Source organism: Nocardioides lijunqiniae (assembly GCF_015024225.1).
In the GTDB taxonomy this organism is placed as follows: Bacteria; Actinomycetota; Actinomycetes; order Propionibacteriales; family Nocardioidaceae; genus Nocardioides; species Nocardioides lijunqiniae.
This window is the reverse complement of the sequence record NZ_JACJGM010000005.1, coordinates 102,377-124,276: the sequence shown is the minus strand read 5'-3', so window position 1 is coordinate 124,276 and position 21,900 is coordinate 102,377. Positions and strand designations below refer to the sequence as shown.

General features: G+C 71.7%; 11 protein-coding genes. 3 read left to right on the top strand and 8 right to left on the bottom strand.

From position 1 onward, the window contains the following. The first annotated feature begins 12 nt into the window (after positions 1-12). Positions 13-834, top strand: a complete 822-nt coding sequence (locus IRQ30_RS04260; protein WP_193611783.1) for a methyltransferase domain-containing protein — start codon at positions 13-15, stop codon at positions 832-834. Between the two features lie 18 nt (positions 835-852). Here IRQ30_RS04260 and IRQ30_RS04255 read toward each other — a convergent pair whose 3' ends face one another. From IRQ30_RS04255 to IRQ30_RS04225, 7 genes are all read right to left on the bottom strand, one after another. After that, on the bottom strand, positions 853-1,161 hold the full coding sequence (locus tag IRQ30_RS04255) for a helix-turn-helix domain-containing protein (RefSeq protein ID WP_193607757.1): 309 nt from the start codon (positions 1,159-1,161) through the stop codon (positions 853-855). Between the two features lie 43 nt (positions 1,162-1,204). Further along, entirely contained in the window at positions 1,205-1,717 is a 513-nt protein-coding gene (locus IRQ30_RS04250) for a CinA family protein (RefSeq protein ID WP_193611782.1), read from the bottom strand. Positions 1,718-1,799: 82 nt separating this feature from the next. Then, a complete protein-coding gene (locus tag IRQ30_RS04245) occupies positions 1,800-6,527 on the bottom strand; it encodes an ExeM/NucH family extracellular endonuclease (protein ID WP_193611781.1) in 4,728 nt (1,575 codons plus the stop codon). 182 nt (positions 6,528-6,709) lie between these two features. After that, on the bottom strand, positions 6,710-7,333 hold the full coding sequence (gene pgsA, locus IRQ30_RS04240; RefSeq protein WP_193611780.1) for a CDP-diacylglycerol--glycerol-3-phosphate 3-phosphatidyltransferase: 624 nt from the start codon (positions 7,331-7,333) through the stop codon (positions 6,710-6,712). Continuing rightward, on the bottom strand, positions 7,330-8,805 hold the full coding sequence (locus tag IRQ30_RS04235) for a MiaB/RimO family radical SAM methylthiotransferase (protein WP_193611779.1): 1,476 nt from the start codon (positions 8,803-8,805) through the stop codon (positions 7,330-7,332). The genes pgsA and IRQ30_RS04235 overlap by 4 nt, the downstream gene beginning before the upstream one ends. A gap of 66 nt (positions 8,806-8,871) precedes the next feature. Next, positions 8,872-10,545 carry a helix-turn-helix domain-containing protein gene (locus tag IRQ30_RS24090; RefSeq protein WP_193611778.1) on the bottom strand — a complete coding sequence of 558 codons (1,674 nt, stop codon included), beginning with the start codon at positions 10,543-10,545 and terminating at the stop codon, positions 8,872-8,874. Further along, positions 10,542-13,214, bottom strand: a complete 2,673-nt coding sequence (locus IRQ30_RS04225; RefSeq protein WP_193611777.1) for a DNA translocase FtsK — start codon at positions 13,212-13,214, stop codon at positions 10,542-10,544. The genes IRQ30_RS24090 and IRQ30_RS04225 overlap by 4 nt, the downstream gene beginning before the upstream one ends. 219 nt (positions 13,215-13,433) lie before the next feature. Between IRQ30_RS04225 and IRQ30_RS23730 the strand changes: the two genes are divergently transcribed. Beyond that, positions 13,434-16,523 (top strand): M4 family metallopeptidase, encoded by a 3,090-nt coding sequence (locus IRQ30_RS23730; RefSeq protein ID WP_193611776.1) that lies wholly within the window; start codon positions 13,434-13,436, stop codon positions 16,521-16,523. Between the two features lie 204 nt (positions 16,524-16,727). Continuing rightward, positions 16,728-20,150 (top strand): M4 family metallopeptidase, encoded by a 3,423-nt coding sequence (locus tag IRQ30_RS23170; RefSeq protein WP_193611775.1) that lies wholly within the window; start codon positions 16,728-16,730, stop codon positions 20,148-20,150. Between the two features lie 56 nt (positions 20,151-20,206). Here the strand turns inward: IRQ30_RS23170 and IRQ30_RS04210 are convergent, their stop codons facing one another. Beyond that, on the bottom strand, positions 20,207-21,892 hold the full coding sequence (locus IRQ30_RS04210; protein ID WP_193611774.1) for a ribonuclease J: 1,686 nt from the start codon (positions 21,890-21,892) through the stop codon (positions 20,207-20,209). Positions 21,893-21,900 lie beyond the last annotated feature (8 nt).

The following is a 21,900-nucleotide window of genomic DNA, read 5'->3' as shown; positions in this document are numbered from 1 at the left end:
ACGATCAGGGACATGAGCGCTCCCGACGACGTCTACACCCACGGCCACGTCGACGCGGTGCTCCGGTCGCACCGCTGGCGCACGGCCGAGAACTCCGCCGGCTACCTGCTCCCGCACATCCAGGACGACTCGCTGGTCCTGGACGTCGGCTGCGGGCCGGGCTCGATCACCCTCGACCTCGCCCGCCTGGCCCACGCCGGGTCGGTGGTCGGCATCGACCGGTCCGAGGCCGTGATCGCCGAGGCGCGCGCCGCCGCGGAGCACACCGGCGTGGGCAACGTCGAGCTCGCGGTCGGCGACGTCTACGCGCTGGACCACGAGGCCGCCGCCTTCGACGTGGTCCACGCCCACCAGGTGCTGCAGCACCTCAGCGACCCGGTCGCCGCGCTGCGCGAGATGGGCCGCGTGTGCCGGCCCGGCGGCCTGGTCGCGGTGCGCGACAGCGACTACTCCGCCTTCACCTGGCACCCCGCGGTGCCCGAGCTGTCCGAGTGGCTCGACCTCTACCGTGACGTCGCCCGCGGCAACGACGCCGAGCCGGGCGCCGGTCGCCGCCTGAAGGGCTGGGCGCTGGAGGCGGACCTCGAGATCGTCTCGTCGAGCGCCGGCGTCTGGTGCTTCTCGGAGCCGGAGGACGTCGCGTGGTGGGGCGGCCTGTGGGCCGAGCGCGTCGTCTCCTCGGGCCTGGCCGAGCAGGCCACGGCGCGTGGCCTGGCGAGCGCCGACGACCTGGCGCGTCTGGGCCGGGGCTGGCGGCGCTGGGCAGAGGCCGAGGACGCGTGGTTCGCCGTCCTGCACGGCGAGCTGCTGTGTCGCCCGCGCCGATCGGCGTAGGCGAGGGTCAGCCTGCGATCAGGCGGCGGAGGCCACCACGTCGCCGGCCGTGCGGCGGGCGTTGACGGAGATCGGGGTGGCAGCAAGGGCGGCCTCCTCGATGGCGACGGCCAGCGAGACCTCGCTGAGGACCTCCGACAGCGGCGCGTCGAGGGCGGTGCACAGCGAGGCGAGGAGCTCCGAGGACGCCTCCTTCTGGCCGCGCTCGATCTCGGAGATGTAGCCGAGGCTCACCCGGGCCTCGGCGGAGACCTCGCGCAGGGTCATCCCCCGCTCCATGCGACGGGCGCGGAGCACGTCCCCCAGGAGCCTGCGGAACAGCACCATGCGGGTCCCCTTCCCAGATCGATGGCCGGATATGTGCCCAACGCTACCGGAGAGGCGTTTCTTCCTGACGCAGCACGCCCAGGAGCGCGGCCAGCGCCTCCTCGCAGGTGCGCTGCTGGACGGCGGCGCGGTCGCCGGTCAGCTCCAGCGACAGCACGCTGGCACCGTCGGGTCCCGCGACCGCCACGAAGACCGTGCCCGGCGGCTTGTCCTCCTGCGAGTCCGGGCCGGCCACGCCCGTGGTGCTCAGTGCGTACGTCGCCCCGACGACGCGTCGCGCCCCCTCGGCCATCGCCCGCGCGCAGGCGGCCGAGACCACGCCGTGCTCCGCCACCAGGTCCGCGGGGACGCCGAGCACGCCGGTCTTGACCTCGGTGGCGTAGGAGACGACGCCGCCGAGGTAGGAGCGCGACGCCCCCGGCGGGGTCGTCAGCAGGGCAGCGAGCCGGCCCCCGGTCAGCGACTCGGCCGTGGCGCTGGTGGCTCCCGCCGCCACGAGCGCGTCGTTGACGGAGGCGGCGAGCGCGGCGAGGTCGGGCGAGGTCTTCCGGGCCATGTCGGCATTCTGCCTGCCCCTCACGACGACAGCGGGAGCCGGCCCGAGGGCCGACTCCCGCTGTCGTGCTGCGTGCCTCAGGTCAGCGACGGACCACCCGCACCACGTGCCTCGTGGTGCCGGCCTTGACCCGGCTGTCGCCGGCGTAGCTGATCGTCAGCCGCTTGCGGCCGGCGTTCTTCCAGACGGCCAGCTTGACCTTGGCCACGCCGTTGACCAGGCGCACCTTGATCGTGCCCTTGCCGGTGCCCCGGATCGTGACGACCCCGGTGGGCGTGGCGCCGGTCGCTGCGACCTGAACGCGCAGGTTGGCGCGCGTCCTGCCGGCCACGACCTTGGCCGGGCTGTGCGCCACCTTGAAGCGCGCCGGCACCTTCACCGGGGCCTTGGCGGCCACGGTGACGGGCACCTCGACCTCGGTGCCGGTGGTGGCGCCCGTGAGCGTCAGCACCTGGCGTCCCGACGCGACCCCGGCGGGGAGCGTCACGCTGACGGCGGCCTTGCCGGCCTCGTCGTAGGCCGCCACCGCGGCGTTGTCGAGCGCGAACGTGCCGAGCTCGGCGTCGCCCAGGGAGACCACCACCGCCGTGTCCTTCAGGTCGCCCGGGGCCGTGAAGGCCCAGGAGGACACGTCGAAGGCGACGGTGCCGCCGGCCGGGTAGGCCGCCGGGGCGCCCGCGGGGAAGGAGACCCCGACGGCGCGCTGGGTGTAGTCGACCGGGAGCGGCGCCTCGTCGGCGAACTCCTCCATGTAGTCGACCATCGCCTCGAGGTCGACCTTGCCGGTGTCGCGCTGGTCGGTGCCGGCGGTGAACGCACCGAAGTTGTCGCCACCGGCGGAGAGGAAGGAGTTGGCCGTGACCGAGTACGTCTGCGTCAGCACGATCGGCACCCCGTCGAGCGACATCGAGGTGATCCGGGAGCCCTGGGGCTTGGCCGGGTCATAGGTGTACTCGAAGCCCTCGGACGCCCCCAGCTTGAGGAACGGACGCGAGGAGCCGGTGGGCTGCCACTGCTGCTCGAGGACCGCCTTGATGTCGGAGCCCTTGAGCTTCATGTTGCGCAGCGTGTTGGCGAACGGCTGCACGACCGCGGCCTGCTTGTAGGTCAGCGTCCGGGGGAAGGCCCCCGAGCCGGTGCCGACCATGTCGGCGCGCAGACCACCGGGGTTCATGAACGCGATCTGCGCTCCCCCGGCCTCCGGGCTCTCCGTGGCCCAGCGCTGGACCTCGGCGACCAGGTTGCCCAGCGCCGACTCGCCACCGCGGTTCTCGGTGGTGCCGTCGGCCGCCTTGGCCCGGTCGAAGCGACCGCCGATCTGGCCCAGCGGCACGGCGCCGAGGGTGTCGGCCGTGGCCACGGCGGCGTCGACGATGGTCTTCGTCGCCGGGTCGACCGGGTAGTTGGCGGTGAACACCGTGCCGGGGCCGGAGCCGTCGACGTCGGTGGCCAGCGGCAGGATCGCCTGCGACTTGGCGACGAGCTCGCCGTCCGCGTCGAACTGGAACTTCAGCTGGTTCAGGTTCATGCCGTACTGACCGGCCGAGACCACCGGACGCTCCGTCACCGCGCGGCCCTCGGCGGCCCAGGCGGGCACCGGGATCGAGTGGTTGTAGGCGAGGTGGGTGTGGCCCGACACGATGGCGTCCACGTCGGGGCTGACGCCCGTGACGATCTGGCCGAACGCCGAGTCGTTGGTGGCGTCCGCCACGTTGGTGGACGACGCCCCTTCGTGCACCAGCAGGACGACCATGTCGACCGGGTCGGGGCCCGACCGCAGCGCGGCCGCCTCGGCGTTGGTCGCCGCGACGACGTCGGTGACGGCCACGCCCTCCATCAGGTCGGGGTTGACCAGCGTGAGCAGGTCCTCGGTGACGGCGCCGACGAAGCCGACCCTGATGTCACCGAAGTCCTGGACCCAGCTGTCGGCGAGCTCGTCGGCGTCGCCGGGCTCGTCGACGTTGGCGGCGAGGTACTCCCAGTCGGCCGCGTCCTGGACGCGTCCGATGAGGTCCTCGTAGCCCTTGTCGAACTCGTGGTTGCCCGCGGCCGACACGTCGAGCCCGGCCTCGTTGAGTGCGTCGATCGTGGGCTCGTCGTCCTGGATGAACGACTCGAACGTCGAGGCGCCGATCAGGTCGCCGGCGGCGCTGAACACCGTGTTGGGGTTCTCCGACTCCAGCTGCTTGACCGCGCCGGAGAGCACCGCGGCACCACCCTCGGCGCCGTTGGCGAGCAGGCGGCCGTGGAAGTCGTTGGTCGCCAGCAGCTGCACCTCGGTGCCGGTGGTCCCGACGTTGAGCCCCACCAGCTTGGGGTTGTGGTCGGACGCCGCGAACGGGTCGTTGCCGTTGAAGAAGCGGGTCGGGTTGTAGTTGAACCGGCTGTACTGGAAGGCGACCGGCTCGTTGGCGTTGATCTCCCACTGGTCGGCACCGGTCACCATCTCCTGCTGCGTGGCGGTCTTGGCCAGCACGTGGTCGAGCGAGCCCGACAGACCGTCGAAGCTGTAGGAGTACTCGCCGGACGTGCCCGACGGGACGACGGCGTAGCCGGCGTCGTAGAGGACCTGCATCGGGTCCTCGAAGGTGTAGGCGTTGAAGTCGCCGGTCAGGAAGACGTCGTCGATCTTGCGCTCGGCGGCGAACGCGTCGGCGAACGTCACCAGATCGGTGGCCTGGCGCACCCGGTCGCCGTTGAAGGCGCTCTGACCGTCGTTCTTGTCCGTGTTGTCGCCGGTGGCACCGGAGGCACCCTTGGACTTGAAGTGGTTGACGATCACGCCGAAGGCGGCCGCGTCGGTGGAGCCGACCCGCTTGAACGCCTGGGCGAGCGGCTCGCGGGCGTTGGCGAACGCCGCCGAGCCGACGAGGACCTTGGAGGCACCCACCGGCGCGAGGACCTGCGGGTTGTAGATGAACGCGTTGCGGATCACGTCCTGCTCCGCGAGGGCCGGCAGCTGGTCGGCGGCCGGCGACGCGACGTAGGCCCAGCGGTAGGAGCCGGCGGCCGTGTTCAGCGCCTTCACCAGGGCCGAGACGGCGTCGTCGCGGTTGGTCTCGCCCAGGAGCTTGACGGAGTTCTCGATCTCCTCGAGCGAGACCACGTCGGCGTCCAGGGTGTTGATCGCCCTCACGATCTTGTTCTGCTGACGGGTGAGGTCACCCGGCTCCGCGGCACCGCGCGGCCCGTTGGGGTTGCAGGAGTTGTTGGCCACCGGGTCGTTGTCGCGGTCGCCGTAGTAGGTGCAGGTGCCGCCGCGGGCCTCGAAGGCCGCGCCGGTGGTGTTGAAGTAGTTGAGGACGTTGAACGTCGCCAGCTTGACGTTGCCGCCGACGTCCTGCGGCTGGGCGTTGGCCGGCCGCGTGTCCTCGAAGGTGGCGACGTCGTCGCCGGCGCCCTCGACGCGCTCGGTCGGCTGGAACTTCCAGCTGCTGTTGCGGAAGTCGAGCACGACGGGCTCGTCGATGGTGGCCTGGGCCCCCACGCGGATGGACTTGGTCGGGGTGAGCCACGGCAGCGGGATCTGCATGTTGGCCCGCTCCTCCACCCCGTCGTTGTCGTTGTCGGTGTCGAGGAAGTCGATCGAGGCGCCGTCGTCGAGCGCCACCTTGCGTGCCGCGTTGTCGGTCACCGCCTGCTGGAACCCGGTGGAGCCGGGCCGGCCGACGTCGGTGGGCTGGCGCAGCGGGGCGTCGCCCACGGCCAGGCCGATCTCGCCGTACTGGTTGATCGTGTAGGCGTTGGACACGGTGAACGAGTCGGTCGGCTGGACCAGCTCGCCCTCGTGGGCCTCACGCTCGGCGTCGGTGGTCGGGAAGGCCGTGGCCAGCGGCGTGACCGCCGGCAGGGCCGCGACCGAGGTCACCGTGACCGGGACGTTGGCGGAGATCTGGGTCATCTCGGTGAGGCCGCCGAACTCGACGACCTTGCCGCGCACCTGCACGGAGGCGCCCACGGCGGGCATGGCCGCACCCAGCGCCGGAGCGAAGACGAAGATGCCGTCGGAGGCGCCCGGGGTCGCGTCGGTCGGGCCACCCGTGCCGCCGGTCTGCAGGAAGAACCCGCCGAGGCCGCCGGTGCGGTAGCTCGCGGTCACGACACCCGTGGTGGTGGCGATGTCGCCGGCGTAGGGGCTGGTGGCCCCGGTGCCCTGGATCCCCGCGATGCTCTCGGTGACCTCCTGCGGCGGGTCCGGCACCTCGCCGGCCGCGTTGGTCGGCGTCGGCGCGCCGGTGGTGAAGTCGGCGATGTTGCTGTCGGTGTCGGCACCCGCGGCGTTGCGCGACGACGACGTCGCGTTGGCCATGGCCGGGGCCTTGCCCGCGCCCTCCCAGACGTTGCTGTTGACCCCGACGAGGTCGATGACCGCCGGGTTGGCGGCCAGGCTGTTGACGCCCGGGTCCACCGGCGCGGTGCCGTTGGACAGGATCGCCGTGCCCGCCGTGCCGCCCATGGCGATGCTCCCGGTCACGTTGGGCGTCGGCAGCGGGGTGGTCCCGCCGGTGCCGGCGCCCTGCTGGACGAGGTAGTGCTTGCCGGCCGGGACGGAGCCGCTGAGCGGCGTCACGCCGGTGGCGGCACCGGTGTTGCCGGCGCTGCGCCACTGGATCGACCACCCGGAGACGTCGATGGGGGCCGCGGTGGGGTTGTACAGCTCGATGAAGTCGTTCGTGAGCGTCGCGCCGCTGTTGCCGCCGCCGCCGTAGACCTCGCTGATGACGAGGTCCTCCGGCGCGGCGTAGGCCGCGGGCAGGGTGATGACCGAGAGTCCGGTCGCGGCGACGGTGAGACCGAGTGCCGTGGCCAATCTCTGACGAGAAGAGGACATGAAGCGTTCTCCAGGGGGTGAAAGGGAGGGTCCCGACCGGGACGTGCGTCACCCTAACCCCGGATCGTCCGCTGAAATCCCCTGCTGGATGAACTATTCGATAACGGCAGCGACACGGACGCGTGTTCTGCCTGCATCCCAGCCCTGGAACGGGATAAGGCTCAAGCGGAGGGTGAGACCTTCGCGTCGCGGCGGGCTCTGCGGACGTCGCGGAAGAACTCGTAGCCCGACCACAGCGTCATCGCGACGGCGCCGGCGAGCAGCACCTGGGACACGTAGAACAGGACCTCGCCGGGCACGTCCAGCGCCCCGTCGACCTGGCGCAGCGGGAGCGTGAGCGCGCCGAGGGCCACGGCCTGCAGGACGGTCTTGAGCTTGCCGCTCTGCGCGGCCGCGATCACCACGTGCTTGAGCACCGAGAGGCGCAGCAGCGTGACGCTCCACTCGCGGAGCAGGACCACGATGGTGACCCACCACCAGATGTCGCCGACGATGGAGAGACCGATGAAGGCCATCCCGGTGATCGCCTTGTCCGCGATCGGGTCGGCGATCTTGCCGAAGTCGGTGACCAGGTTGCGCGAGCGGGCGATGTCGCCGTCGATCTTGTCGGTGATCATCGCGCCGATGAACAGCGCGTAGGCCACGCAGCGCCACAGCACGGAGTCGCCGCCGTCGACGAGCAGCGCCCACCCGAAGAACGGCACCATCAGGATGCGCAGGGTGGTCAGCGCGTTGGGGAGGTTCCAGTTGGAGCCGGTGGACATCTGCGGGTCGACGGCGCTCATGGGGAGACCTCCGCGCGAGCGACCAGGTCGACCCCCTCGGTGCCGACGACGACCGCAGTGAGCAGGTCGCCGACCCGGACGCCGTCGGGCAGGTCGGTCACGGTCGTGGTGCCGTCGACCTCGGGGCCCTGGTGAGCGCCCCGGCCCTCGGCGAGGTCGCCCTCGAGGGACTCGACGAGGACGACGACGCGCTCGCCGATGCGCTCCTCGGCGCGCTGGGCGTTGAGCTCCTCGACGAGGCCGCTGACGTGCTCGAGCCGGGCGCGCACCTCGTCCTCGTCGTGCTTGCCGTCGTAGGAGGCCGCCTCGGTGCCGTCCTCGTCGGAGTAGCCGAACACCCCGGTCACGTCCATGCGGGCCGCGACCAGGAAGTCGCACAGGGTCTCGAGGTCGTCCTCGGTCTCCCCGGGGAAGCCCACGATGACGTTGGAGCGGACGCCGGCCTCGGGAGCGTGCGCGCGGACCTGGTCGAGCAGGCCCAGGAAGCTCTCGGGGTCGCCGAAGCGGCGCATCCGCCGCAGCACCGTCGCGCTGGCGTGCTGGAAGGAGAGGTCGAAGTACGCCGCCACGCCGGGCGTCGTCGCGATCGCCTCGACCAGACCCGGACGGGTCTCGGCCGGCTGCAGGTAGGACACCCGCACGCGGTCGACGCCGTCGATGGCGGTCAGCTCGGGCAGCAGCGTCTCGAGCAGCCGCAGGTCACCGAGGTCCTTGCCGTAGGACGTGGAGTTCTCGCTGACGAGGAACAGCTCGCGCGCACCCTGCTCGGCCAGCCACCGGGCCTCCTGCAGGACGTCGCTGGGCCGTCGGCTGATGAAGGAGCCACGGAAGGCCGGGATCGCGCAGAAGGAGCAGCGCCGGTCGCAGCCGCTGGCCAGCTTGAGCGCCGCCATGGGACCGGCGTCCAGCCGGCGGCGTACGGCGCGAGGTCCGGTGGCCGGTCCGCCGAGGCCCACGGTGGTGACGTCGGTGTCGCCGTGGCCGGGGACGGGCGCGGTCGAGGCGGCACGCTCCACCGGGGAGATCGGCAGCAGCAGCCGGCGGTCCTGCGGCGTGTGGGGGTGGTGGGTCTCTCCCGCGACGATGGAGCGCAGCCGCGCCGCGATGTCGGGGTAGTCGTCGAAGCCGAGGACCGCGTCGGCCTCGGGCAGCGACTCGGCGAGGTCCTTGCCGTAGCGCTCGGCCAGGCAGCCCACGGCCACCACCGCCTGCGCTCGGCCGCCCTGGTCGGCGGACTGCTTGAGGTCCGCTGCCTGGAGCAGCGTGTCGACGGAGTCCTTCTTGGCCGCCTCGACGAAGCCGCAGGTGTTGACGACGACCGTGTCGGCCGCGGCGGGGTCGTCGACCAGGAGGAAGCCGTCCGCCTCCAGGCGGCCCGCCAGCTCCTCGGAGTCGACCTCGTTGCGGGCGCACCCGAGGGTCACCATCGCCACCGAGAGCAGGGGGCGGGAGTCAGTCGTGTGGATGGCCATGGTTGACGTCGAGTATGCCGGTCGGGCCCGGTCGCCGTCGAAACGACGACCGGGCCGCGCGCTCGCTCAGCGGACCACGTAGGTGGCGGAGGACTCCTGGCCGGTCTTGCCCATCTCGCCGCGGTCGTCCCCGTCGACGCTCACGGTCACCGAGCCGTCGCTGGACTGGACGCGCACGGGCGGGGCCACCTTGAGGGTGACGCTCTGCATGAAGGCGATGGCGCCGTCGTAGACGACGTTGCCGCCGGCGTCGCGCACCACCACGGTGGCGCCGCCGCCGGTGGCCGTCAGCACGACCGGAACCTTGGCGGCGTTGGCCGTCGTGCCGTTGGCGAGGCCGCCGCTGGCGTTCAGCCGGGGACGGGCCTCCTCGGCGCCGGTGCCCTCGGTGACCAGCCGGGCCACGGCCCACACCAGGACGACCGCCATCACGGCGGCCACGAGCACCGACCAGTTGGGGCCGCCGCGGGTGCCGCGGATGGAGCCGCCGAAGCCGGTCGCCAGCTCGGACTCGAAGACCCGGCGCGGGTCCACGGGGGCGTCGGCGTAGCGCTCGTCGTAGGCGGCCAGCAGCGGCGCCACGTCGACGCCGAGCACCCGGGCGAGGGTGCGCAGGTGACCGCGGGCGTAGAAGTCGCCGCCGCACGGGGCGAAGTCGTCGACCTCGATGGCCTCGATCACGTGGGGGCGGATCCGGGTCCGGTCGGCGAGCTGGTCGATGCTCAGGCCCAGGCGGGCGCGGGCAGAGGCCAGCTCGGGGCCGACCACCGGGTCGACCGCGAGCGGGACGTCGGACAGGTCGCCGATGACGACCGTGCCGTCCTCGTCGGCGGGCAGGGCGTCCATCGACCACGACTGGGTGTCGTCGCCGGTGAGCGGCCGGACGTTCTCCACCGGCACGGGCGCCGGCTCGGCGCCGGGCTCCTGGTGGCGCCGCGACTCCGAGCGGGCCGCGCGCACCAGTGCCCGCAGCGGGTTCGGGGTGGGGCTCGCGAAGGCCACCGGCGCCGCCGGGGCAGCCGGAGCAGCCGGGGCCTCCGGCGCCTCGCGCCGGTCCTCAGGCGCCTCGACGGCCGCGTCGGGCGCATGGGTCACGACCGCGGGGTCGCGGACCTCGACGTCGCCCTCGGCCTCGGTGGGGCGGTCGGGCTCGTCGTCGGGCCGGTCGCCCGACTCGTCGTCGGGCTCGTCGGCGACGAGCTCGTCGGCCGGGACCAGGTCGATCTCGACGACGTCGGCGGTGTAGCCGGAGTGCGCGAGCAGCGTGGTGGCCAGGTCGTCGCCGGCACCGGTCACGCGCGAGGCGAGCCCCAGCCGGACCCCCCACTCGGTGCCGTCGGCGCCGATGACGTCGAGCCGCCCGTCGCGCAGCGGCCCACGCGGGGCCAGGTGCTCCACGCGCTCGACCTCGGTCCAGGGCAGGCCGTGCCAGGACCGGCCGCGCCGGATGCGCAGCCCGTGGCCGTCGGCGACCAGGAGCGGGGCTCGCGCGTCGACCAGGGCGGCGAGGTAGACCCCGCCGAGCACGGTCATGAAGGCGAACAGCGACCAGTCGAGCGCGGAGCCGGAGTCGACGGCGCGCACGAGGTAGGCGATCGCCAGCACCGCACCGGCCACGCCGAGGGCGGCGGCCAGGGGCACGCGTCGACGCACCTCGGTGGTGGCCGGGACCTCGATCTCGCCGAGGTCCGTGCCGTCGACCTCGCTCACGTCGACCTCCGTCACGTCGGTGTCGGTCACAGCTCCCCCTGCAGCGTCATGATCACGGCGTCCAGCTCGTCGGGCTTCACCAGCACGTCGCGGGCCTTGGAGCCCTCGCTCGGCCCGACCACTCCCCTGCTCTCCATGATGTCCATGAGCCGGCCCGCCTTGGCGAAGCCGACGCGCAGCTTGCGCTGCAGCATGGACGTGGAGCCGAACTGGGTGGTGACCACGAGCTCGATGGCCTGGACCACGAGGTCCATGTCGTCACCGATGTCGTCGTCCAGCTCGCGCTTGCTCTGCGGGGCGACCGTGACGTCCTCGCGGTAGGTCGGCTCGAGCTGGGTCTTGCAGTGCGCCACGACCTGGGCGATCTCCGCCTCGGTGACCCAGGAGCCTTGCACACGCACGGCCTTGGAGGCCCCCATGGGCAGGAACAGCCCGTCGCCCTGGCCCACGAGCTTCTCGGCGCCCGGCTGGTCGAGGATGACCCGGCTGTCGGCCAGCGAGCTCGTGGCGAACGCCAGCCGCGACGGCACGTTGGCCTTGATCAGACCGGTGACGACGTCGACCGAGGGTCGCTGCGTCGCCAGCACCAGGTGGATGCCGGCGGCACGGGCCAGCTGCGTGATGCGGACGACCGAGTCCTCGACGTCGCGCGGGGAGACCATCATCAGGTCCGCCAGCTCGTCGACGATGACGAGCAGGTACGGGTACGGCGCGAGCACCCGCTCGCTGCCGGGCGGCACCTCGACCTTGCCGGCGCGGACGGCCTTGTTGAAGTCGTCGATGTGCCGGAAGCCGAAGTTGGCGAGGTCGTCGTAGCGCAGGTCCATCTCGCGCACGACCCACTGCAGCGCCTCGGCCGCCTTCTTGGGGTTGGTGATGATCGGCGTGATCAGGTGCGGGACGCCCTCGTAGGCGTTGAGCTCCACCCGCTTGGGGTCGACCATGATCATCCGCACCTCGTCGGGCGTGGAGCGCATCAGGATCGAGGTGATCATCGAGTTGATGAACGACGACTTGCCCGAGCCGGTCGCGCCGGCCACGAGCAGGTGCGGCATCTTCGCGAGGTTGGCGACGACGAAGCCGCCCTCGACGTCCTTGCCGAGCCCGGCCACCATCGGGTGGTGGTCGGAGCGCGCCGCGTTGGAGCGGAGCACGTCGCCGAGCGAGACGATCTCCTTGTCGACGTTGGGGATCTCGATGCCGATCGCGGACTTGCCGGGGATCGGGCTCAGGATCCGCACGTCGGCCGACGCCACGGCGTAGGCGATGTTCTTGGAGAGGGCGGTGACCTTCTCGATCTTGACCGCGGGGCCGACCTCGACCTCGTAGCGGGTCACGGTGGGACCACGCGTGTAGCCGGTCACCTGGGCGTCGATCCCGAACTCCTCCATGACCTGCGTCAGCCGGCCCACGACGTCGTCGCTGGCCTTGGAGCGCGCCTTGTGGACCGAGCCGGGCTTGAGGACCTCGTTGCCGGGCAGCGAGTAGGTGATGTCGCCGGACAGCGAGAGCTGCTCGACGCGCTGCGGGATCGGCGTGTGCGGGGGCGGCTCGAGGTCGCCCTTCTCCTCGGGGACCGAGACGGCCATGACGTCGACCTCGTCCGGGACCTCCGGGAAGCTCGGGCTGTCGACGGAGCCGCCCATGATGCCCAGGCCGGCGTCCTCCTCCAGCGCGACGTCGAGGGCGTCGGCCTTGCGGCGACGCTTAGGCTTCTCCTCCACGACGGGGCTGTCGTAGGGCACGTCGCCCATGTCGGGGTCGATGTCGAGGTCCTTGCGGCGACCGCGCGAGCGCATCGGCTGCGTGGCACCCTCCTCGAGATCCTCGTCGTCCTCGTGCGGGTGGCGACCCAGGGCGTGGTCCGTGAGCGAGGCCAGCCGCTCGGGCACGCGGTAGAGCGGCGTCGCGGTGATGACGAGCGTGCCGAAGAACGCGAGCAGCACCAGCAGCGGCACCACGACGTAGACCGACTGGAGCAGGTCCAGCAGCAGCGAGGAGACGACGAAGCCGACGGCCCCACCGGCCTCCTGGAGGTTGCTGGAGTCGCCCACGGCCGGCTGCGGGTTGCCGTTGGCGATGTGGACGATGCCGAGGATGCCGAACGCGAACGCCGCCCAGCCGACGACCTGGCGCCCGGCAGGACCGGTGGAGACCGGGTCCCTCATCAGGCGCATGCCGGCGACGACCACCAGCAGCGGGACGAACCAGCCGACCTTGCCGACCGACCCGGCCACCGCGGTGCGGACGACCTCCATGACGCCGCCGGGCAGCTGGAACCACACAGCCCCCGCGACGACGACCGCGAGGCCGAAGAGGAACAGGCCGGCTCCGTCGCGCCGCTGCTCGGGCTCGAGGTCGCGAGCGCTGTGGCCCACGCCGCGCGCGAGCGCGCCGACACCGTGGGCGACGCCGAGCCAGACCGTGGCCAGGCCGCGGAAGACCGCGAGGAAGATCCGGGCGACCGGCCCGGTCCCGCTGCGGACGGCGCGCGGTGCGGGCCGGGGCGCCGGGCGGCGCTTGGCCGCGGGTCGCTTGCTCGCGCTCGTGCGCGCGCGGCCCTTGGCCTGGGTGGTCCTGCTGGGTGACTTCCGGGCACTCCGCGTTCGCGTGCTCGAGCCTCCTCGTCCGCTCGTGGACCTGGACGAGGACGTGCTCTTGCTTCGCGAACCCGGCGGGGAAGACGTACGGGTCGCCATGCGACCAAACTAGGCCACCGTCACACCAGTCACACGCACCACACGATGCGTGTCGCCCACCAGCCGTCTACCACGAGCCGCCGACGTGTTACGACGGCGCAAATTGTTTCGGCGGAAAGGGCCCGGACCCTAGACCTTTCGGACCACCCGTACCTAGGGTCCCTAGTCGGTGCCTCGGAACGCCGGGGCACCGGACAACCCACTCGGAGGGAACATCACGTGAAGTTTCTCAAGACAGGGCTGAGCCTCGTGCTCCTGGGGAGCGGCCTGGCCGCCGTCCCCGGCATGCAGGCGATGGCCGCGCCCCCGGCTCCGGCCAAGGGCGACTCGTTGGTGCAGCAGATGCGCGACGAGGCGACGGGCAGGGTGTCCGTCACGAAGGACCGCGCCACCGGCAAGATCGGCTTCGTCCGCGCCGCCGGCGCCGGCGACCTCCTGCCGGGCGTCGACGGCGACTCGGCCAAGGGCGCGGCCGCGAAGGCGCGCACCTACCTCGACGACTACGCGGCGGCGTTCGGCGCCACCGCGGACCAGCTCTCCCAGACCGGCGTCAGCGCCGACCGCTACGGCTGGACCGTCGACTACCACCAGACCTACCGCGGGATCGACGTCTTCGGCTCGCGCATCCGGGCCCACGTCGACGAGCAGGGCGACCTGACCTCGGTCAACGGCTACGCCGCCCCGGCCCTGTCGCTGAGCACGAAGCCCACCCTGTCCGCCTCCGAGGCCGCCTCCCGCGCCGTCGCGATCGTGCGGGCCAAGCCGGCCGAGCGCGGCGACTCCCGCGTCGGTCGCGGCGGGCTGAAGGCCAAGAGCACCGAGCTGATGATCTACCGCATGGGCTCGACCCGCGGCGTCGACGGCAAGGCCGTCCTGGCCTACGTCGTCGAGGTCACCAACGGCACGACCGTGCGCGACATGGTCTTCCTCGACGCCGCCACCGGCAAGACCGTCAACCGCTACTCGATGATGGCCCACGCGCTGGACCGGCTCCTCGTCGAGGCGTCGGTGGACGACAAGGACACCCCCGACGAGGCCGACGACGAGACCAAGTACACCAAGGCCTGGGCCGAGGGCGACGCGTTCCCCGGGACGCTCGACGTCGACCAGCGCAACGAGGTGGAGGGCACCGGCGAGGCCTACTGGCTGTTCAAGAACGCCTTCGGCCGCGACTCCTACGACGGGGAGGGCGCCCAGATGGTCACGGTCAACAACGAGCCGTCGATCAACTGCCCCAACGCCAACTGGAACGGCGCCACGACCAACTACTGCTCGGGTGTCAGCTCCGACGACACCGTCGCGCACGAGTGGGCCCACGCCTACACCGAGTACACCTCGGGCCTCATCTACCAGTGGCAGGCGGGCGCCATGAACGAGGCGTTCTCCGACATCTGGGGAGAGAACGTCGACTCGCTCAACGACCGCTACAACGAGACCCCCGACGGCCCTCGGTCCGACGACCCGTCGGTGTGCTCCAAGTACACGCGCGGAGCGGTCGGCCTGACCATCAACAGCCCCGCGCCCGTCGCGGGCGCCTGTGACGCCGCCCCTGCGGCGTTCGGACCGGTCTTCGACAAGACCGGCGTCACGACCGACGTCGTCGTCGGCGCCCCGGTCGACGGCTGCGCGCCGTTCACCAACGCCGCCGCCATCGACGGCAAGTTCGTCTACGTCGACCGCGGCACCTGCACCTTCGGCGCCAAGGCCGACGCTGCGGAGGCCGCCGGCGCCACCGGCATCATCATCGGCAACAACGCCCCTGGCGAGGCCCCCTTCTCCCCCTCCGGTCAGGCCGACATCTACGGCGTCATGATCGGGCAGGCCGACGGCGCCAAGATCAAGGCCTCCGGCACGGTCAACGTGACGGTGAAGGACATCGACGAGACCGCCAAGGACGACTCCTACCGCTGGCTCTCCGGCGAGGCCGACCCCGCCTTCGGCGGCGCGATCCGTGACATGTGGAACCCCACCTGCTACGGCGACCCCGGCAAGGTGTCCGACGCCGAGTACAAGTGCTCGACCGACGACAGCGGCGGCGTGCACAGCAACTCCGGCGTGGTCAACCACGCGTTCGCGCTGCTGGTCGACGGCGGCACCTACAACGGCGTGACCGTGCCGGGCATCGGGCGGGACAAGGCGGCGGCGATCTACTGGCGCACGCAGAGCTCCTACCTCTTCCCGACCGCGGACTTCACCGACCTCGCCGACGGCCTGGCCTCCTCCTGCACCGACCTGGTCGGTCAGCCGATCAACCAGCTGACGGTGGAGCCCAACGCAGCCCCGGTGGCCGCGACGCCCGTCGCGGCCGAGGACTGCCTGGCCGTCGACCAGGCGAGCGCCGCGGTCGAGCTGCGTCGCGACCCGACGCAGCAGTGCCAGTTCAAGCCGATGCTGGCGAAGAACACCCCCGCCGGCTGTGGCAAGAACACCGTCACCAAGACGGCCTTCAAGGAGAACTTCGAGGACGGCCTGGCCGGCTGGAAGCAGACCCAGAACGTCGTGTACGAGGGCGGCAGCGGCATCCCGTGGAAGCCGGTCGCCACCGCTCCCGGCGGTCACTCCTCCAAGGTCGCCTTCGGTCCCGACCCGGACGGCGTGGGCGAGTGCTCCGGCGGTGCGGGTGACGTCTCCAGCAGCAACGCGATCACCAGCCCGGTGATCACGGTGCCGGGCGGGTACTCCCCGCGCATGTCGTTCGAGCACTACGTCGCCACCGAGTACGGCTTCGACGGCGGCAACGTGAAGATCAGCGTGGGGGGCGGGGCATTCAAGGTCATCCCGGCCTCCGCCTACGCCTTCAACGCGCCGGGCGCCACCCTGGACCCGACGAGCGACAACACCAGCCCGCTGAGGGGCCAGCCCGGGTTCACCGGCACCGACGGTGGCGAGAACTACGGGTCGTGGGGCACCTCGATCGTCAACCTGAAGAAGGCCGGGCTCAAGGCGGGCCAGCGCGTCCGGATCCGGTTCGACATGGGTCGTGACGGCTGCGGCGGGCTCGACGGCTGGTACGTCGACAACGTCAAGGTCGTCAGCTGCAAGAACAAGACGGCGCTCAACGCCAAGGCGCGCAACCCCGGCCGGGTCGTGGCGCGCGTCAAGGCCATCGGCTCGTCGGCCAAGCCGACCGTGACGGTCCGCCTCCTCAAGGGCGGCAAGGTCGTCGGCAAGGGCGTGGTCCGCAAGGGCGTCGGCGTGATCAGCGTGCGCGGCCTGCGACCGGGTCGGCACCGCCTGCAGGTGCGCTTCAACGGCACCGACAAGCTGATGCCGGCCACGGACACCGTCACGGTGCGCGTCCGCCGCTAGTCAGCAACCGCACCACCGCACCACCGCACCAGCAACGAGGCTCCGCCGGACGTCCGGCGGAGCCTCGTCGCGTCTCCGGCGACCGTGAAATCTCCGGTCAGGGACCGCCAGGCACTAGACCGTGCGGTGCGGGAGTACCTAGGGTGCCAATTCGGTGCCTCGGAACACCGGTGCACCGGATACCCACTCGGGAGGGAACATCCAGTGAAGTTTCTCAAGACAGGGCTGAGCCTCGTGCTCCTGGGCAGCGGCCTGGCCGCCGTGCCCGGCGTCCAGGCCACCGCCGCACCGCAGGCTCCGGCCGCGGACTCGCTCATGCAGCGGATGCGCGGCGAGGCAGACGGGGGGCTGCGGCTCCTCAACGACAAGGCCACCGGCAAGGTGGGCTTCGCCCGCGCCACCGGCGCCGAGGCCGACCTGTACCCGGGCGTGAGCGGCACCTCGCCTGCTGCAGCCGTGGCCAAGGTCGACCGCTTCCTCGACGAGTACGCCGGCGCCTTCGGCTCGACCCGCGGCCAGCTCGAGCAGACCGACGTCACGACCAACCGCTACGGCACCACGGTCAGCTTCGTGCAGCGCTTCGAGGGCGTCGAGGTCTTCGGGTCCGGCCTCAAGGCCCACGTCGACAAGCAGGGCGACCTCACCTCCGTCAACGGCTTCGCCGTGCCGGACCTGCGCGTCGACACCGACCCCGCCGTGTCGCCCGAGAAGGCCGGCGCGAACGCCGTCGCCTTCGTGAAGGGCGACCCCGCCAAGGACGCCGACGGCTCGGGTGCGGCCGACACCACGGGCATCGAGGCCGCCGAGACCGAGCTGGTCGTCTACCGCACCGGCTTCCTCAAGGGAGAGACCGGTCCGACCGTCCTGGCCTACCAGGTGACGGTCACCAACGAGCGCAACATCCGCGACGTGCTGATCCTCGACGCCGACACCGGCAAGCTGGTCAACCGCTACTCGCTCGGGGCCGACGCGCTGGAGCGCGAGCTCTACGAGAAGTCCCGCACCACCCCGCCGGTGTGGAAGGAGGGCGACGCCCTGCCGGGCACGCTCAACCAGGACCAGCAGAACCTCGTGAACTCCGCCGGCGAGTCCTACTGGATGTTCGCCAACACCTTCGGCCGCGACTCCTACGACGGCGAGGGTGCGGTGATGCGGACGGTCAACAACGACCCGACCATCAAGTGCCCCAACGCCAACTGGAACGGCATCACCACCAACTACTGCGACGGTGTCACCTCCGACGACATCGTGTCCCACGAGTGGGGCCACGCCTACACCGAGTACACCTCCGGTCTCATCTACCAGTACCAGTCCGGCGCCCTCAACGAGTCCTACTCCGACGTCTGGGGTGAGACCCTCGACCAGATCAACAACCGCGAGGACGAGGGCGAGACGTTCGGCGCCAAGCGGCCCGACGGGGAGTGCGAGCCCACCGCTCCGGCGGCGCTGCAGATGACCATCAACTCCCCCGCCGGCGCCGCAGGCCCGTGCAAGGCCGTGGCCGCGGCGTTCGGCCCGGCCTACGACACCACGGGCGTCACCACCGACGTCGTCGTCGCGACCGATGCCGCCAACACCGAGGGCCCGGTCACGACCGACGGCTGCACGGCCTACACCAACGCCGTGGAGGTCTCCGGCAAGTACGCCTACGTCGACCGCGGCACCTGCACCTTCCAGATCAAGGTCGACCAGGCCACGGCGGCCGGTGCCACGGGCATCGTCGTCGGCGACAACGCGCCCGGTCGTCTGCCGACGCCGATGTCGGGCACGGCCACCATCCCCGGCGTCATGGTCGCCCTCGAGGACGGGGTCCGCATCAAGCAGGCCGGCACCGTCAACGCGACGATCGCCGCGGAGGACATCACCGACCGCACCGACTCGACCCGGTGGCTCGTCGGTGAGAAGTCCAAGGCCTTCGGCGGCGCGATCCGCGACATGTGGACGCCCACCTGCTACGGCAACCCGGGCAAGGTGACGGACGCGGAGTACAACTGCGACCCGCTGATGACCGACGCCGGCGGCGTCCACGGCAACTCCGGCGTGCCCAACCACGCCTACGCGCTGACCGTGGACGGCGGCACCTACAACGGCCAGACCATCACCGGCATCGGCCTGGACCAGGCCGCCGCCATCTGGTGGCGCGCCCAGACCGAGTACCTCGTCCCGTCGTCGAACTTCACCGCGGCGGCCGAGGGCCTCGAGGCCTCGTGCACGGACCTGGTGGGCCAGCCGATCACCCGGCTGACCACCCAGCCCAACGCGACCCCGCAGCCCGCCGAGCCGATCACGGCCGACGACTGCGCCCAGCTGCGCAAGGCGATCCTGGCCACGGAGATGCGCACGCCGGTCACGAAGTGCAACTTCAAGGCGCTGCTGGACAAGAACACCCCGTCGCTGTGCGGCGCGGGCTTCGACACCGTCACCGTGTGGAGCGAGGACTTCGAGGACGGCCTGGCCGCCTGGACGCCGTCGCAGCAGCTCGCGGTGGTCGACGGCAAGCCCGTCGGCGGCTTCGGCGCCCCGTGGGAGGCCAGCGGCGACGCTCCGGGCAACCACCCGGGCGGCGTGGCCTACGGCCCCACCCCCGACGACGGCCAGTGCACCGGCGACGGCGAGACCGACTTCTCGAGCCGCGACTCCATCGCGTCGCCGGTGGTCGAGATGCCGCTGGGTCAGAACCGCTCCCCGCGACTGTCGTTCGAGCACTACGTCGCCACCGAGGCGTCCTACGACGGCGGCAACGTCAAGGCCAGCGTCAACGGCGGCGCGTTCACGGTCATCCCGGCTGCGGCGTACGTCTTCAACAAGCCGGGCAAGCTGGCCACCGCCGCGCAGGGCAACACCAACCCGCTCGCGGGCGAGGACTCGTTCACCGGCACCGACGGCGGCGAGACCTCCGGCTCCTGGGGCACCTCGCAGGTCGATCTTGGCGCCCTCGGCGTCAAGCCCGGCGACACCGTGCAGTTCCGCTTCGACGTCGGTCGCGACGGCTGCGGCGGCAACGACGGCTGGTACGTCGACAACATCCGGGTCTCGCTGTGCAAGGCGGCTGCGACCGTCAGCGCCCAGCACCAGCCCGAGCCCTCGCGGGTCGGCAAGGCCTCGCGGATCAAGGTGAGCGTCGACCGCGGGGCCGGCACGGGCGGCTCGTCGCCCACCGGGGTCGTCGTGCTGCGCAACGCCGCCGGCGACAACCTGGGCGAGCAGACGCTCAACTCCGACGGCGACGCGACGTTCCAGCTGTCGCGCCGGCTCCCCGTCGGCACCCGGGTCATGACCGTCGACTACCGCGGCGACGCTACCTTCGCGCCCAGCAGCGCGCCGGTGACCGTGACCGTGGTGAAGGGCCGCGCGGCGGTGTCGGTCCGGGCTCCCGAGTCGGTGCGCTTCCGTCGCGACTTCCCGGTGCGGGTCAAGGTCGTCAGCCCCGACGGCGAGGCCACCGGCAGGGTGCGGGTCGTTCACGACGGCGACGTCGTCGCCGTGGGCCGCCTCCGCAACGGCGTGGTCACGCTGACCGTGAGGGACAACCTCCCGCGCGGTCGCCAGCAGCTGGTCGCCCGCTACCTCGGTGACGAGGACACGGCCGCCGCCAGCAAGGAGTTCACGGTGCGGATCCGGCGCTAGCCCCACACGCACGAGGCCCCGTCGGAGCGATCCGGCGGGGCCTCGTCGCGCCCGGGTCAGGCCTCGATGACGACCGGGATGATCATGGGACGCCGGCGGTGGGTGCGGTTGACCCACTGGCCGACGACCCGCCGCACGGTCTGCTGCAGGTGGTAGGCGTCGGTGCTGCCCTCCGCGATGGCACGGTCCAGGGCGTCGATGATCGGCTGCCTGATGTCGTCGAACGACGAGCCCTCCAGCGCGTTGCCGCGCGCATGGATCTCCGGCCCTCCGGAGACCTTGCCGCTCACCGAGTCGACGACCACGATGATCGAGAGGAAGCCCTCCTCACCGAGGATCCGGCGGTCCTTGAGGTCGGACTCGGTGATGTCGCCGACCGAGCTGCCGTCGACGAAGACGTAGCCGCACTCGACCTTCCCGGCCACGGACGCGACGCCGTCGACCAGGTCCACCACGACGCCGTCCTCGGCCACCACGACGTTCGGGACGCCCGTCATGCGGGCGAGCTCAGCGTTGGCCAGCATGTGGCGGATCTCCCCGTGCACCGGCAGGACGTTGCGCGGACGGACGATGTTGTAGCAGTAGAGGAGCTCGCCGGCGCTGGCGTGACCGGAGACGTGCACGAGGGCGTTGCCCTTGTGGACGACGCGGGCGCCCCACCGGGCCAGCCCGTTGATGACGCGGTAGACGGCGTTCTCGTTGCCGGGGATCAGGCTCGAGGCGAGCAGGACGGTGTCGCCCTCCTCGATGTGCACGAAGCTGTGGGTGCGCTGGGCGATCCGGCTCAGCGCGCTCATCGGCTCGCCCTGCGAGCCGGTGGAGATGAGCACCACCCGCTCGGGCGGCAGCTTCGCCAGCTCCTTGGCGTCGACGAGCACGCCGGCCGGCACGGTGAGGTAGCCGAGCTCCTTGGCGATCATCATGTTGCGCACCATCGAGCGGCCGACGTAGGCGACCTTGCGGTCGTGGGCCACCGCGGCGTCCAGGACCTGCTGCACGCGGTGGACGTGGGAGGCGAAGCAGGCGACGACGACACGCTTGGCGGAGTCGCGGAACACCTGGTCGATGACCGGGGTGATCGAGCGCTCGGCCGGGGTGAAGCCCGGGGTCTCGGCGTTGGTGGAGTCGGTGAGGAAGAGGTCGACGCCCTCCTCCCCCAGCCGGGCGAACGCGCGCAGGTCCGTGATCCGCCCGTCCAGCGGGAGCTGGTCCATCTTGAAGTCACCGGTGTGGAGCACCAGCCCCGCGCCGGTGCGGACGGCGACGGCCAGCGCGTCGGGGATCGAGTGGTTGACGGCCACGAACTCGAGCTCGAACGGCCCGAACGTCAGGCGGTCGCCCTCGCGGACGCGGTGGTGGACGGTCTCCCTGAGGCGGTGCTCGCGCAGCTTGCTGTCGAGCAGCGCGAGGGTGAGCTCGGAGCCGACGAGCGGGATGTCGCCGCGCTCGCGCAAGAGGTACGGCGTGGCGCCGATGTGGTCCTCGTGCCCGTGGGTGAGCACCAGCGCCTCGATGTCGCCGAGGCGGTCCCGGATGGGCGCGAAGTCCGGGAGGATCAGGTCGACCCCGGGGTGGTGGTCCTCGGGGAACAGCACGCCGCAGTCGACGACCAGCAGGCGACCGGCGTACTCGAAGACGGTCATGTTGCGCCCGACCTCGCCGAGACCGCCGAGCGGGATCACCCGCAGGGCCCCCTCCGCCAGCTCGGGCGGCGCGGACAGCTCGGGGTGCGGGTGGCTCAACGCGGGTC